Raw genomic sequence first — 14,518 nt, forward strand, 5'->3', positions numbered from 1 at the left:
GAACACCATCAGCCGCGGTAGAAAGACCCAGAAAGCTTGAGTTATTCGAGATGTCGATCGAGTTTGAGACCGCACATTATTAAATTTTATGTCGGTCGCGGACTTTTGATAGAAGTTTGTGATATTATGGGGGAGGTGAGGAATTATATAGACTTAAGCAGTCCTCCAGCTCCTCAAAAAGTTTATAATTAAAAGAAGAGACAGATTTTTATCGGAAATTGATTCGATTAGTTGCCGTTCCAAAAATCTGCAGAATGCTGCTAATTATATCTACATGAAAAATGGAAAATTTTTTAGCCAGTGAGTTAGCGAATAAGTTAACAGGTGCTGCTGCCGCTGTAGGCGAACACAAAAATGGCATAGATGACTAGGCAACCGGCGCAACCTCTGGCTGAGGTGTTACGGTCAATTGTAAAAGTTTGGTAAAGTTATTGCGCCCCCTGCGGCGAAGCTGAGCGACACCATAAAAAGTTTGCTTCGCCCCCCCCGAAACCCTAAATAGATGCACAATACAGGCGACCGAAATGCAGTCGGATACAACTCTCAAGCAGTTGTAAAAAAACTTTTGCAGCCGGCAAAGCATAGGGATTTAGTTATTTTTGTATATTCTGTGAAAGTAGTGAGAACTATTAGAAGGAAGTGGGCTCGACCAAGCAAGAATCTCCTGTGATATCCTTAAGCCAATGCTCAAAGTATCAACCAAAAGGCTTGCAGAACAAAGCTGATTTTACCAACAAAATTTTAAAGAGGTCTACATGGAAAGAGAACAGGACGCTCATATCGTACCCATTAGCAACCAGAGCCGACAGGTGCAGCAATTTTCCGTTGAGGAGGGAGAAGAAGTAAGCGCGCAGCCTCAGAAAGGATTGAATCTAAAGCCGTTGTTGAGGACTTTTCAGCGAAAAGCCCTAATCATTATTGGGATTATAGGTCTAATAGGCGGTGGAGTTACTTATCAGATCAAGGGAAGTAAGCAAACATATCAAGGCGATTTTCGGATGCTAGTGGAACCCGTGACAACGGAGGCAAGAATTGCTGACCCCGCTGCCCTAGCCAATCGCGGCGAGGGGGGGGCAGTGCCTAGTCGAGAATTTTTTAGTTTGGACTACGCAACTCAACTTCAAATTCTCCAGAGTCCTCAGATGCTGTCGGCTATTGTTAAACAAGTCCAAAAACGATATCCACAATTTACCGAGGCAATTCTTCAAAAAAATTTAGTCGTTTTGCGGATGGGTGAAAATGAGATGACGCTCACTAAAATTTTGGAAGTTCGCTTCATGGGGACCGATCATCAATTAGTTGAGTTCGTTTTACAAGAAATTAAAAAGAAATATTTAAAATATAGTCTTGACGAACGCAAGACTCGCATTGGTGAAGGTGTTAATTTTATTGAAGACCAGCTTCCGGGACTCAATAAGCGCGTAAATGACCTGAAGTCGGACTTACAGGTGATACAGCAGCAACAAAAGATTACCGATCCTAAAGAACAAGGGGCGCAATTGATCCAGCAAATTCGCACCGTAGAAACTTTAGAGTTAGACACTCAAAGGCTGCTGCGGGAACAGAAAACGCTGTACGCGAACTTGCAAAAACAATTAGATTTTACACCAAATGAAGCTATTGCTGCTTCAGCTTTAAGCGAAGAACCTCAATATAAAGACTTGCTGACCAAGGTTAAGGAAGTAGAAGGTCAGATTGCTGTAGAAACAGCTCGTTTTAAATCGGCTAACCCTATAGTGGAAGCTTTAGAGCGCAAGCGGACAAATTTAGTAGCTTTGCTCAACCAGCAAACTGACCGAATTTTGGGGCAAAATTTAGTAGGCGCGGAAGCCAATCCTAAAGTTCAGAATTTTCAAAATTCGATTCGCATAGGCTTGATTAAACAATTGGTTGATACTGCTAACCAAATTCAAGTCTTAGAAGCTCGCAGTCAGGCGATCGCCCAAACTAAAAACGATTTGAGCCGACAAGCCAGAGAATTTCCCAGTATAGCCCGCCGCTACAACGAACTGCAACAGCAATTAGACATCGCCGCCCGCACCCGCGATCAACTTTTAAGTCAGCGGGAAAGTCTGCGCATCCAAGCAGCTCAAAGCCAAGTACCTTGGGAAATAATTTCTGAACCCCGGATACCGCGAGATATTAAGGGCAAGCTGATTCCAGTTGCATCAAAAAATAAAAACAAATTTATGATGGCAGTGGTTGGGGGGATAGTGTTGGGTCTGGGATCTGCTATCCTCATTGAAAAGTTCCGCAACATTTTCTACTGTGTTGATGACGTTAAAGATGGGGTTGAAGCACCTTTATTGGGAGCAATTCCTCTTGACAAAAATGCTAAAAAATTTCCGCCTTCTATTGCTAATGCCTATGCTTATCTTGAAGGAAAAGAGGGTAATAAGAAAAATGCTTCGGAATTTATAGAAGCTTTTGACTCTCTTTATACTAATATCCGCTTTCTTTCTTCAAATCGAACGATTAGCTCTTTGGCAGTTGGTTCAGCTACAGTTGGCGAAGGCAAATCTACCGTTGCTTTAAACTTAGCTCACGTGGCAGCGCTGGCGGGTCAGCGCGTGCTGTTAGTAGACGCGAATTTGCATTCGCCCAGCCTGCACTTGTTGTTGGAACTGCCTAATGTCAAGGGATTGAGCAACTTGCTCGACAATAAAAATGAACCAAATGAAATTATCCAGCGATCGCATCTAGCAGATAATCTTTTTGTATTAACTGCCGGTCTCCCTATTCCCGGTACTGCCAGACGGCTTGCCTCATCTCAGATGCAGTATTTAATGGAAGAACTTCAGGCAACATTTGACTTAGTGATCTACGATACGCCGCCGCTCGTTGACAGCAAAGATGCGAATTTTTTAGCGGCGCGCACCGATGGAATACTGATGGTTATAGCAATTCGCCAGGTCAAATTTTCTGTAGTCCAAAAAGTTTTCAGTCAATTAGAAAATTTTGGCATACCCTGCTTGGGTACAGTTGCGAATCATGCCACCAAAGGCAAGAAGTATCAAGCATCTAAATCATCAGTTGTTGAAGAGAAAAATGAATATTTGAATTTTTCACCAGCACCGTCTGGCATCCGCAAACTAGCTCCCAAAAAAGAGTGAGAGCAAAAAAAGATGACCCGACCCCAAAATGGATACAAGCCCCCGACAGGAGTCGTGGAGATCCCAAAACTTTAGACTCTTGTTCAAGCTGCCAGATTCATCTGTGGAGTAAATCTCAAATATAAAATCGTTCGACTCAGCGCGACTCGACTGAGCACTCGCCGAAGGTTTTACGCCGAAGACTAAAATCTCAAATCGACTGATGGCGGACTAATTTTCATCCGGATTGGTGGGAAATGTGACGGTAAAATTAGTCCAGCCATTGCTGCTTTCAACCTCAATTTTTCCCTGCAACTGTTCGACAAGTTTGTGAACCAAAGCTAAACCCAAACCTGTACCTCCTTGTTTCCAAGGATCGGCGTTGGGAACTCGATAAAATTTCTCAAAAATTCGAGGCAATTCCTCTATGGAAATGGACGATTGATTGCTGAGTGTAAATTGGATTTCTGAAGCTAGAGCTCTTGCTTGTCGGGAATTCTTTCTTTGTCCTCGTTGTTCCCAGTATTCGTTTTTGCACTCAACTTTCAGATAAATTTCGCCGTCATTGGCAGTATATTTGCAGGCATTGTTGAGGAGCTCTGCTAAAATTCGTCCCAAACTAGCTCGGTTGGAACTGATCGTGGGAAGGTGGCGATCGCACTCTACTCGCAAATCCTGGTGGCGGTCATGGGCCCGGGTGTAAAACGGGTCGATAATAGTAGGCAGCCAGACTTCTAAGTTTACTGGTTCGAGGTCGATCGGACAAGTTGCGGCTTCGAGCCGCTGCAAATCTAGCAAAGCATTAATCAAATCTGTTTCTCTAGTACATTCTGTTTCTAAAATTTCTAGATAAATCTGGCGCCTGTCTGGTGTGGGAGAAATTCTCAGCATATGAATAGCCATTTTTATATTAGCTAAAGGCGTCCGCAGTTCGTGAGAAACTGTGCTGAGAAATTCATCTTTGAGGACGTTTAAATGCTGGAGTTCGTGAACTTTTTGCTGCAATTCGGCGGTGCGTTCTTGGACTTGACGTTCGAGGTCGGTGTTCAGATTTTGCACTTGCTGATAGAGTTGGGCTTGCTGAATCGCGATCGCGATTTGAGTTGCCAGTTGCTGCAGCAAATCCACTTCCGAAGGCTGCCACTGCCGGGATTCGGAACACTGATGGACGCACATCATTCCCCATAAATTGCCGTCTTGCAAAATTGGTACAATCAAATAAGCTTTGATTTGCGCTTGCTGGAACCGCGCATATTTTTCGGCGCTCAAACGGGCTTGGTCGATGTCGGGGACGGCATAAATTTCCTGTTCTATCACCGAAGCAGATTCTTGCCAAATATTATCGGGCAGGATTTCTCCCAAGATAGAAGGCCAATTTTCGGCAACGGATTCTGCCACTACAATGCCGTAATTGCTGGACTCTAAATGCAGGATTGCTACTCGATCGGCTTGCAAAACTTGGCGGACTTCATCGACGCTGGCGTGGAGAATTTCTTCGAGGTTTAAGGATTGGTGAATCCGCAAGGAAATGTGAGTTAACAGCCGATCGCGCTGCAATTGTTCGTGGAGTTTTGCAGTCCGTTCCCGCACCTGCTGTTCTAGTTTGGCGTTGCGGCTTTGCAGCAGTTCCACTTTTTCGGCTTGCAGTTGATAAACCGACTGCTGCAACTGTTTGACAACTCGGTACATTTCGGTGGGGTCGAGGACTCTCAGCAAGCTGGTCTGAGTAATAATTCCCAACAGTTCTCCGCGCGCCCCGCACACGACCAACCGCTGCACTTGTTGCTGCTGCATTTCTTTGTGCGCCGTCCACAGGGAATCGGAAGGTTGAAGAAATTGCAGGGGAGTTCTCATGACTTTTTGAGCTGGGGTTTGCTCGAAATTTAGTTCTAGAAACTGTGCCTGCACGATGTCGTATTCGGTAAGAATTCCCAGGGGTTGGTGAAACGAATAGTGAAAAATGGAGGTATAGTCATCTTTGGGCTTCTCCATTGTTAATTCTTTGTTTTTTGCAATGACTACACAACTGACTTGATGCTCTGAAATCAGTTCGGTTATACTCTTCAGCGAGGCGGTGTGGGGCGCTGTAATTGGCGTAGTCATCAATTCTGCTACCCGCCGCAATTTGAGAATATTTGAAGGCTGCAATACTTGGCGAATTCTTTCCCGCGTCAGCACTCCTACCAAGTGGCCCCATTGATTGACGATCGGCAAATAGCGAATCTTGTGCTGGCGAAATAAGGATAAAGCAGTAAACACGTCTTGGTCATCGGATTCTGTGAGGGAGACCGACACCGGGGACATCACTTCGGAAATTGGTATTTTGTGCAGGGCTACTTTATGCTGAGTGTCTATTTTGCCAGAAGCTATCAGCCTCACAAGGTCGGCGGGAGTTAATATGCCGATTAACAGTCCGCGGCTGGGGTTGTCGGATAAGTTGCCTGTGGTAATAGTCTGCTGGTTCTCCACAACGAACACGCAGCGGGCCCGTACCTTTTCCGGCGCGGATGTTTCGGTCATCGCCCCCCGGTCTGAGGGTACAGGTGTTTTGACTAGGGGACAACTGTTTTGCAACTGACTCATCAAGGCGATCGCAACTGCTAAGGAAGTTTCTGGCCCGGCAGTTAGGGGGTACCGGTCGATCGCTTGTTCTAAGGCTGAGGAGTACAAGGGCGGGTGGTAAAAGGGCATAGTTGATTGCAGGTTGTCAGAGGGCGGCTAACTATCGGGCAAAGCCTTGGGGAACGGCAGAAACACCTCGCCTGTGCTTGGGATTTAAATAATAGACTTTCTAATTTATTATTTCCACGCAATCTCAGCTTTAGATTAATGGTGTCACTAATCCGCAATCTTACCGATCTCAAATCCTTGGGCGGTTTTTACTGCCTGTTTTTCCCCTGAGACTCCCCTATAATCAAAATAACCCGAATGTAAAGTTTTACTACAAGATTTATCCATAATGACAACTTTAAGCTTAGAGCAAATTGCAGCCAAGTTAGAAAGCCAAAATTCAGCCGATCGAATGGTGGCTTTAGCCAACTTGCGGAACGTGCCTGCTGCAGAGGCGGTGCCTTTGATTAAAAAGGTGTTGAACGACGAAAGTTTGCAAGTGCGATCGATGGCTGTATTTGCTCTCGGGGTCAAACCGACTGAAGAATGCTATCCCATTCTAGTCAAATTGCTAGAAACTGACCCAGATTACGGCATTCGCGCTGACGCGGCCGGTGCTTTGGGCTATCTAGAAGATATCAGAGCTTTTGATGCTTTGGTGCGGGCTTTTTACGAAGATACTCAATGGCTGGTGCGCTTCAGTGCTGCTGTTTCTCTGGGGAATCTCAAAGATCCCCGGGCTCGCGACGTGCTGCTAAAAGCTCTCGACAGCGAGCAAGTGGTGATCCAGCAGGCGGCAATTTCGGCTTTGGGGGAAATTAAAGATCTTGGGGCGATCGATCGCATCCTTGATTTTGCTCAGTCGGAAGATTGGCTGATCCGTCAGCGGCTGGCTGAAGCTTTGGGCAATCTGCCGAGTGTTAAGAGCGTTTCGGCTTTAAAATACTTAGAAAAAGATAGCAATTCTCAAGTATCTGAAGCGGCAACTATTTCTCTCGATCGTTTGTCACAAGCAGAAGCGTGACATAAAACTTTTAGTATGTTGAGAAACCCGGTTTATTCAATAAACCGGGTTAATCCTTATTTTAGCAATCTTAATAAAATTTATAGAGTATTCAGTAAAACCAGAATGTATTATTTAAGCTGCGAGGGTAAATCGCAAGTTAAAATAGTTGTCGATCTCCTTTAACCCAAACTAACCATGAATCAAGCGCCCAATCCTTTTAATTCAAATCCCTCCAATCCGCTAGACCCCTTGGAGCAAGAAGTTGACGAGCAAGGTGAAGCATTGCCGAGACAGTACCACCCGGCAACTAAAAAAACTCTGCAAAAAGTCTTTATTATCCTGGTAGTTGTCGGGGCAATTATTGGGGGAATTCTATCTATAGGGGTGATTTCGCTGATGCAGAAGGCGGGACTGACAGATGTGCCGGCAAGGGTACAAAATCCTAAGTGAATCGGTGGGTTGAGCGTACCGGAAGCGATCGCCGAGCCTTAATTATAGTATCGTTCAATATCGCGGCCATGTGGCGCGAAATTAAGACGCGATCGCTCGCCTCGTCCTCAAAAAAATCTTAATATGTTCATTCTTTTATTTGATGCAACTGTGTCTACCGAATCAAATTCGGTGCTGTAGGGGCTTCGGCAAAAAATAGTTTCAAATAAACCACACTTATTCTGACTAATAAAATGTTACTTATTGCGCTATTTATCGCCACGTTTTTTTTAGCATACTGCAATGGTGCTAATGATAATTTTAAAGGCGTGGCGACACTGTTTGGCAGTCAGACGACGAACTATAAAACAGCAATTAGTTGGGCAACGATTACAACTTTGGCAGGTTCAGTATTTTCTATTTTTATAGCAGAAACGCTGGTAAAAAGCTTTTCGGGAAAAGGGCTAGTTCCAGACGAGATAGCCAATGCCCCAGATTTTCATTTGGCAGTCGCGATCGCTGCGGGTTTAACCGTTATTCTTGCTACCTTAACTGGATTCCCTATTTCCACAACTCACGGTCTTACAGGTGCTCTTGTCGGTGCAGGTTTGGTAGCAATTGCTACTGAAGTTAATTTTACAGCATTGCAGAAAACTTTTCTAATGCCTTTGTTGCTGAGTCCCATGATTGCGATTCCATTAGCAGCTTTAATTTATGGGCTGTCTCGCTACCTGCGAGTTTATTTAGGAATCCAGAAAGAATGGTGTATTTGCGCCGATCAAACTCAACAGATTATTCCCATTCCCCAGCCGGATGCAACTAACATACTTAAGTGCATCACAACCGCTGATGTCGCGGTCGATTCTCTAGATAAATGCACGCAAAGGTACCGGGGAAATTTATTACAAATTCCCAGCCAACAGTTAGTGGATGTTTGCCATTTTATGAGTGCGGGAATCGTCAGTTTTGCTAGAGGATTGAACGATACTCCGAAAATTGTTTCGCTGATGTTAGTCGGTCAATCAATATCAGTTCAGTGGGGAAGTTTAGCAGTAGCTTTGGGAATGGCGATCGGCGGTTTATTGAATGCTCAAAAAGTGGCCGAAACAATGAGCAAAAAGCTTACAGCAATGAATACCGGTCAAGGGCTGGTGGCAAACTTAGTGACGGGATTTTTAGTTATTGCTGCCAGTCGCTATGGACTTCCAGTTTCTACTACCCATGTTTCGGTAGGTTCAATCTTTGGTGTCGGATTGATTTCAAAAAAAGCTAATGTGCGCGTTTTCTATCAGATTCTACTATCATGGATTTTGACCTTGCCAATTGCTGCGTTAATCAGCGGCTGTGCTTACTGGGTGTTGCATCGTTGACATCCTCACGCCCGCTAAAGCCACGGTGATTCCAAAGATCACTCTTTGGGCTTCCTCTTTCTGCGACTCGACTTACTCGGAGGAGTCTCCTCACCCAAGCAGAGATCAATGTCTCCAGAGGCGTATAACGTTCCCGTGTGCCCCACGGTACGGAGTGCTAATTCAAGAATGTTGATAGCCGCGTTCCAGTCTCTATCAAGTACAAACCCACAATGATGACATTTATGAGTTCTCGTACTCAACGACTTTTTAACTTCTTCCCCACAGTTAGAGCAGTTGGCACTGCTGTAGTGGGGTGGAACAGCAACCGTCGCCACTCCAAACACCTTGCCAAAATATTCCAACCATTGGCGAAAAGCAGACCACGCGGCATCAGAAATGGATTTAGCCAGCTTTCTGTTTCTGACCATGTTCCGCACCATCAAGTCCTCATAGGCAACCAAGTCGTTAGACCGGATAACGCATCTTGCCAATTTCACGGCAAAATCTTTACGCTGCCTGCTTACCTTGAGGTGCTTCTTGCTCAAGCGATTTCTCGCTTTGGCTCTGTTTTTAGAGCATTTCTGGGTTCTAGAAAGACGACGATTAAGCCGCTTGAGAGCTTTCTCGGACTTCCTAAGATGACGGGGATTTTCAATCGTTTGCCCGTCCGAGTCAGTGTAGAAGTGGGTCAACCCAACATCCAAACCGATAGTTTTACCCGTTGGTTCTCGCTTCTCAACTCGCTCAACATCAAGACAAAACTGAACGTAGTACCCGTCAGCGCGACGAACAACCCGAACCCGTTTAATCTGATTCAACTGGTAGAAGTGCAAATCACGGGTTCCCCACAACTTGAAACTTCCGGATTTAAACCCATCGGTAAAAGTGATGGTTCTTCTATCGAACGACAGCTTCCAGCCACAGGTTTTGTATTCTACAGAACCATGTGTTTGATGCTTTTTAAAGCGCGGGAATCCCTTCTTTCCTGGTTTAGCTTTTTTACAGTTGTCGTAGAACCGAGCAATCGCAGACCAAGCTCGTTCAGCAGAAGCTTGTCGAGCCATAGAGTTGAGCTTACTCGCCCAAGAAAACTCCTTGGCGAGAACCGCACAATAAGCGCTCAGTTCATACCGTCCAATCTTCGGGTTATCCATCCAATATCTGATGCAAGAATTGCGGATGAAACGAGCAGTACGAAGGGCTTCATCGAGCCGCTCATACTGTTGTTTTTCTCCCTCAAGTTTTGCTTCAAATACCAGCATTTTACGTCGCAATGTCTGACATAAATAATTATAGCACAAGTAGAGAATCAAGAAAAGTCCCCCTTCCAGGGGGAGGCTTTAGACCCATTATTTTTGGTAATAGAATTAATAGTTAGTCCTAGAAGAGAAAGAGTTCGCAGTTGGTTTGGGATTGTCATCAAAGGATAACCCGATCGAATCTAACGGTAAAAACAAGAAATCGCGCCGGGAGTTTTTGAATAAAATGTTAAGGGTAATTTATGGTTAAAAATTCTCCGATCGCGCCACCTGTTGCAGATAAATCGATCGCTGCTGGCTTTCACGCTCTTTCTGACCCCCTGCGGCTTCAGATTTTGGAGTTGCTGCGGGAACAGGAGTTGTGCGTGTGCGATTTGTGCGATCGACTCAACGTCACTCAGTCTAAACTCTCTTTTCACCTCAAAGCCTTGAAGGATGCAGCTTTAGTCCGCAGCCGCCAAGAAGGCCGCTGGATTTACTACAGCCTCAATTTGACCCAGTTTGTCGCCCTCGAACAGTATCTCGCCGAATACCGGCGCTTCAGCCAGATCTTGCCGGCGCGCCCCTGTTCCGACGCGGGTTAACCCATCAATATTTCTTAATCACTCAAATACTGATATGACTTTTTTGATAATTGACATATCAATTTTTTTTGATATGATGGACTGGCAACAATTAGTTCAGAGCGATGGATGCAACAGCTCATAGGTTAGCTTGTGCTCGCCCCGATTGCAGGCGAGAGGCGATCGCCGAATTTCTAGGTACATTTATTTTGGTTTTTGCAGGCACCGGCGCGGTGATGGTTAACAAAACTAGCGCTGGTTCCGTAACTCATTTAGGCATCAGTTTTGTATTTGGTGCAGTAGTAACTGCGATGATTTACGCTCTAGGACACATCAGCGGCGCACACTTTAATCCGGCCGTAACTTTAGGGTTTTGGGCGAGCGGTTTTTTCCCAAAATACAAAGTTTTGCCTTACGTTTTAGCGCAGTGTGCGGGTGCGAGCGCAGCTTCTCAATTGCTGCTAATTACCCTAGGTAAAGTAGCAAATCTCGGTGCAACTATCCCTCTCAATGGTAACTGGTTGCAGTCTCTAATTTTAGAAACTGTTTTGACCTTTATCTTAATGTTTGTTATCCTCGGTTCGGGATTAGATAGACGCGCTCATATCGGCTTTGCCGGGATAGCAATTGGCTTAACTGTAGGCTTAGAAGCTGCATTTATGGGGCCAATTACCGGAGCGAGCATGAACCCGGCACGCTCTCTCGGCCCGGCTTTAATTGGCGGAATTTGGGAATACCACTGGGTTTACTGGGTTGCTCCTATCTGGGGAGCACAATTAGCAGTCGCAGTTTATCGGGAACTGTCTAACGGATTTCGGGATTTTAATTAAAACTATCATGACAAGTTTTACGCATCAACCGAGAATTTTGTTTCTATACGGCTCTTTAAGAGAGCGCTCTTACAGCCGCTTGTTGGCGGAAGAATCGGCGAGAATTATTGAGGGTTTCGGTGCCGAAGTTCGATTTTTCAATCCTCTTGAATTGCCGATTTACGGCAGCGTTCCCGATACGCATCCGAAGGTTCAAGAGTTGCGGGAATTGAGCCTGTGGTCGGAGGGTCAAGTCTGGTCGAGTCCAGAAATGCACGGCAATATTACGGGCATTATCAAAAATCAAATTGACTGGATTCCTTTAAGTATTGGGGCTGTCAGACCGACTCAAGGCCGAACTTTGGCAGTGATGCAAGTTAGCGGCGGTTCCCAGTCTTTTAATGCAGTCAATACTTTGAGAATTTTGGGCCGCTGGATGCGGATGTTTACGATTCCGAATCAGTCTTCGGTGGCGAAAGCTTATCAGGAGTTTAATGAAGATGGGACGATGAAGGATTCGCCTTATCGCGATCGCGCGATCGACGTGATGGAGGAACTGTACAAGTTTACCTTGCTGTTGCGGGAGCAAACGGACTATTTGACCGATCGCTACAGCGAACGCAAGGAACAAGCCGCTAAAGAGGCGATCGACGTAGCAAATCGCGCCCTTGAAACATCTAACTAACAACTAACAACTAACAACGAACAACCAGCAAAAACCATGAAAAAAGTAATGTTTGTTTGCAAAAGGAACTCCTGCAGATCGCAAATGGCAGAAGGATTCGCTAAAACCATCGGAGCCGGCAAGATTGGAGTCACCAGTTCCGGGTTAGAATCAAGCAGAGTTCATCCGACAGCAATTCAAGTCATGTCAGAAATCGGCATCGACATCACCGATCAAACATCTAACCCATTAAGCGAATTCAATGCTGAAGACTACGACGCCGTAATTTCTCTCTGCGGCTGTGGCGTGAATTTACCCGAAGCGTGGGTATTGCGAGAAGTGTTTGAAGATTGGCAACTCGACGATCCCGACGGACAACCCATCGAAACTTTTCACCGCGTTCGAGATGAAATTAAAGCACGAGTTGAAACATTAGTTGACTCTCTAAAGTAAGATTAGGGTTAAAATTATAATTCTTGCCTTGTCGGTTTTAACTCAGCTCTTGCAGTATTGTCAATAAGCCTTTTATGAACAGGCTTTCGGGCCTGTTCCACAACAAAATTCCTCTCCTGTAGAACAGGCATCTTGCCTGTTTTCAATAAGGGTGTAAGAGGTGAGTTTCAATTAAGTTTGTAGCGACCAGTTAAAATTTGGATCTGTCGCATCCAAAGAATTAGTGCTAAATTATGAGAGGCGTTCCGCCGGAACGCCTCTACATTCGTTGCGAGCACAGACCAAAAGGTTAGCACATGATTCAGACAGCAGTCACCCCTTTCAAAAACAAAATTCACTCAGCTTTAACTAAAAAGCAGATTACAGTTTTACAAATTAATCTCGGCAAACGCTGCAACCTCGCTTGCACTCACTGCCACGTAGAAGCTAGCCCGAAACGAACAGAAGAACTTTCTCCGGAAATTTGCGACCAATTAATTGAAATCATTCGCCGCTTTCCTCAAATTAAAACTGTTGACCTCACCGGCGGTGCTCCCGAAATGCTGTACGGTTTTAAACCGCTAGCGGAAGCTGCCAGGGCCGCAGGCAAAGAGGTAATTGTTCGTTCTAATTTGACGATTTACTTTGAAAAAGGTTTTGAAGATATTCCTGAATATTGCGCGCAGCAGCAACTCAGAATTGTGGCGTCGCTTCCCTGCTACCAAGCTGACAATGTGGACAAAATGCGCGGCAGCGGTGTTTTTGAAAGTTCGATTCGGGCGCTGCAAAAGCTAAATCAGTTGGGATACGGGAAAAACCCAAATTTAACTCTGGATTTGGTGTACAATCCACAAGTGCCGGCAACAGACAAGTTTTCGCTAACACCGGAACAGGGCAAGTTAGAGCAAGATTACAAGGTTTATTTAGCAGAACATTTTGGGATTTGTTTTAATCAATTGTTCGCGATTACTAATTTACCGGTGGGACGGACTAAGTTTCATTTGGAACATAAGAAACTCCACAAGCCTTATCTCGGGTTTTTGGAGGAGAATTTTAATCCCGGTACTCTGGAACATTTAATGTGCCGCAACGAATTGTCGATCGACTATTTAGGCAATGTCTACGACTGCGATTTTAACCAGATGGAAAATCTGCCGGCGAAAACTGGCAGCGGGGAAAAGATAACTGCTGCTAAATTGCTCGCATCTGGCAGTTTAGATGTGATTCAAGAGGTGCAAACTGCAGCTTATTGTTACGGCTGTACGGCGGGTAGCGGTTCTAGCTGTGGCGGTACTTTGATTTGAGAAGGAAGAAGGAAGAAGGAAGAAACTATGCTCTTGGGCCCGATTCCCGATTCCCGATTCCCCATGCTTTTGGGCCCGATTCCCGATTCCCATATTATTGAGAATGGAGATTTTAAGCAATGAATGATTCGCGATCGCCCGGTGAAAATCCGCCGCCATCCAACAGTTGGAAGCTGATTTTAGGGATTGGTTTAGCTGTGGCTTTAATTGCAGCGACTAAGTTTTTTAATTTCCAAGGAATTTTGAAAAATGCGCTGGAGTCGATCGCGAGTCTCGGCCCGTGGGGCCCGGCAGCTTTTATTTTAATTTACATTGTAGCAACGGTTCTATTTATCCCCGGTTCTTTGCTGACTCTCGGTTCGGGCGTTTTGTTCGGAGTCGTTGGCGGTTCGGTTTGCGTTTCCATCGGCTCAGTTTTAGGCGCAACTTGCGCTTTTTTAACAGGAAGGTATTTAACTCGCGACTGGGTTTCCAAACAGATAGAGGGCAATCAAAAATTTAAGGCGATCGATGCAGCAGTTGCCTCTGAAGGATGGAAAATTGTGTTGCTGACGCGGCTTTCTCCCATTTTTCCGTTTAATTTGCTTAACTATGCTTTTGGAGTCACGCAGGTATCTCTAAAAGACTATTTTTTCGCATCTTGGATCGGCATGATTCCGGGAACTGTCATGTATGTTTATATCGGTTCCCTGGCAGGGAGTTTGGCTGCACTCGGATCGCAAGGGCGATCGCGCACTGCTGCTGAGTGGGCTCTCTACGGCATTGGTTTGCTAGCAACGATCGCCCTCACCGTTTATGCAACCCGCTTCGCCAAAAAAGCTTTAGAGGAAAAAATTTCCCCTTAAAACTACAGCGCAAATTGGTAAAATTGTCAAGAGGGTTTTGCTCATACATTATAATACATTGCTAATTTAAAAAGCTCCGTATTTTCTCTGTGTTATTTACAATTATTTTGTTATACAAACGAGATAGATATTAAAGATATCGTAAAGCACTCA

The 14,518-nt window shown here is 45.1% G+C and carries 12 protein-coding genes; 10 read left to right on the forward strand and 2 right to left on the reverse strand.

Annotation, left to right across the window (positions count from 1 at the left end):
• Positions 1-755 precede the first annotated feature (755 nt).
• Positions 756-3,113, forward strand: coding sequence for a polysaccharide biosynthesis tyrosine autokinase (locus tag QUA78_RS00145; protein ID WP_333299618.1), 2,358 nt, complete (start codon positions 756-758; stop codon positions 3,111-3,113).
• Between the two features lie 210 nt (positions 3,114-3,323).
• Here the strand turns inward: QUA78_RS00145 and QUA78_RS00150 are convergent, their stop codons facing one another.
• The gene (locus QUA78_RS00150; protein ID WP_333299619.1) at positions 3,324-5,783 is read right to left on the reverse strand and encodes a CBS domain-containing protein; all 2,460 of its coding nucleotides are present in this window, start codon (positions 5,781-5,783) and stop codon (positions 3,324-3,326) included.
• A 268-nt stretch (positions 5,784-6,051) separates the two neighbouring features.
• Here QUA78_RS00150 and QUA78_RS00155 point away from each other — a divergent pair, with 268 nt between their 5' ends.
• The 3 genes from QUA78_RS00155 (at position 6,052) to QUA78_RS00165 (ending at position 8,507) form a co-directional block, all read left to right on the forward strand.
• Positions 6,052-6,726: a HEAT repeat domain-containing protein gene (locus QUA78_RS00155; protein ID WP_333299620.1), complete on the forward strand. Its 675-nt coding sequence runs from the start codon at positions 6,052-6,054 to the stop codon at positions 6,724-6,726.
• Positions 6,727-6,903: 177 nt separating this feature from the next.
• Positions 6,904-7,158: a hypothetical protein gene (locus tag QUA78_RS00160; protein ID WP_172188171.1), complete on the forward strand. Its 255-nt coding sequence runs from the start codon at positions 6,904-6,906 to the stop codon at positions 7,156-7,158.
• A gap of 233 nt (positions 7,159-7,391) precedes the next feature.
• A complete protein-coding gene (locus tag QUA78_RS00165) occupies positions 7,392-8,507 on the forward strand; it encodes an inorganic phosphate transporter (protein ID WP_333299621.1) in 1,116 nt (371 codons plus the stop codon).
• Between the two features lie 38 nt (positions 8,508-8,545).
• Here QUA78_RS00165 and QUA78_RS00170 read toward each other — a convergent pair whose 3' ends face one another.
• Complete coding sequence (locus QUA78_RS00170; protein ID WP_333299622.1) at positions 8,546-9,751, reverse strand: transposase; 1,206 nt, start codon at positions 9,749-9,751, stop codon at positions 8,546-8,548.
• Positions 9,752-9,990: 239 nt separating this feature from the next.
• Between QUA78_RS00170 and QUA78_RS00175 the strand changes: the two genes are divergently transcribed.
• From QUA78_RS00175 to QUA78_RS00200, 6 genes are all read left to right on the forward strand, one after another.
• Positions 9,991-10,332 (forward strand): metalloregulator ArsR/SmtB family transcription factor, encoded by a 342-nt coding sequence (locus QUA78_RS00175; RefSeq protein ID WP_333299623.1) that lies wholly within the window; start codon positions 9,991-9,993, stop codon positions 10,330-10,332.
• A 104-nt stretch (positions 10,333-10,436) separates the two neighbouring features.
• Entirely contained in the window at positions 10,437-11,141 is a 705-nt protein-coding gene (locus QUA78_RS00180) for an MIP/aquaporin family protein (protein WP_333299624.1), read from the forward strand.
• Positions 11,142-11,148: 7 nt separating this feature from the next.
• Positions 11,149-11,805: an arsenical resistance protein ArsH gene (gene arsH, locus QUA78_RS00185; protein ID WP_333299625.1), complete on the forward strand. Its 657-nt coding sequence runs from the start codon at positions 11,149-11,151 to the stop codon at positions 11,803-11,805.
• A gap of 36 nt (positions 11,806-11,841) precedes the next feature.
• A complete protein-coding gene (arsC, locus tag QUA78_RS00190; protein ID WP_006633827.1) occupies positions 11,842-12,237 on the forward strand; it encodes an arsenate reductase, glutathione/glutaredoxin type in 396 nt (131 codons plus the stop codon).
• A 296-nt stretch (positions 12,238-12,533) separates the two neighbouring features.
• Entirely contained in the window at positions 12,534-13,520 is a 987-nt protein-coding gene (gene arsS, locus QUA78_RS00195) for an arsenosugar biosynthesis radical SAM (seleno)protein ArsS (RefSeq protein ID WP_333299626.1), read from the forward strand.
• Positions 13,521-13,639: 119 nt separating this feature from the next.
• On the forward strand, positions 13,640-14,365 hold the full coding sequence (locus tag QUA78_RS00200; RefSeq protein WP_333299627.1) for a TVP38/TMEM64 family protein: 726 nt from the start codon (positions 13,640-13,642) through the stop codon (positions 14,363-14,365).
• Positions 14,366-14,518: the final 153 nt, after the last annotated feature.

This window comes from Microcoleus sp. K4-B3, from assembly GCF_036704615.1.
In the GTDB taxonomy this organism is placed as follows: domain Bacteria; phylum Cyanobacteriota; class Cyanobacteriia; order Cyanobacteriales; family Microcoleaceae; genus Microcoleus.

What these genes read in the sequence shown, in the direction of transcription:
- QUA78_RS00170 (WP_333299622.1), bottom strand. Translation starts at nt 9,751, where the DNA reads ATGCTGGTATTTGAAGCAAAACTTGAGGGAGAAAAACAACAGTATGAG.
- arsC (WP_006633827.1), top strand. Translation starts at nt 11,842, where the DNA reads ATGAAAAAAGTAATGTTTGTTTGCAAAAGGAACTCCTGCAGATCGCAA.
- QUA78_RS00145 (WP_333299618.1), top strand. Translation starts at nt 756, where the DNA reads ATGGAAAGAGAACAGGACGCTCATATCGTACCCATTAGCAACCAGAGC.
- QUA78_RS00155 (WP_333299620.1), top strand. Translation starts at nt 6,052, where the DNA reads ATGACAACTTTAAGCTTAGAGCAAATTGCAGCCAAGTTAGAAAGCCAA.
- QUA78_RS00165 (WP_333299621.1), top strand. Translation starts at nt 7,392, where the DNA reads ATGTTACTTATTGCGCTATTTATCGCCACGTTTTTTTTAGCATACTGC.
- QUA78_RS00160 (WP_172188171.1), top strand. Translation starts at nt 6,904, where the DNA reads ATGAATCAAGCGCCCAATCCTTTTAATTCAAATCCCTCCAATCCGCTA.
- QUA78_RS00175 (WP_333299623.1), top strand. Translation starts at nt 9,991, where the DNA reads ATGGTTAAAAATTCTCCGATCGCGCCACCTGTTGCAGATAAATCGATC.
- QUA78_RS00200 (WP_333299627.1), top strand. Translation starts at nt 13,640, where the DNA reads ATGAATGATTCGCGATCGCCCGGTGAAAATCCGCCGCCATCCAACAGT.
- QUA78_RS00150 (WP_333299619.1), bottom strand. Translation starts at nt 5,783, where the DNA reads ATGCCCTTTTACCACCCGCCCTTGTACTCCTCAGCCTTAGAACAAGCG.
- arsS (WP_333299626.1), top strand. Translation starts at nt 12,534, where the DNA reads ATGATTCAGACAGCAGTCACCCCTTTCAAAAACAAAATTCACTCAGCT.
- arsH (WP_333299625.1), top strand. Translation starts at nt 11,149, where the DNA reads ATGACAAGTTTTACGCATCAACCGAGAATTTTGTTTCTATACGGCTCT.
- QUA78_RS00180 (WP_333299624.1), top strand. Translation starts at nt 10,437, where the DNA reads ATGGATGCAACAGCTCATAGGTTAGCTTGTGCTCGCCCCGATTGCAGG.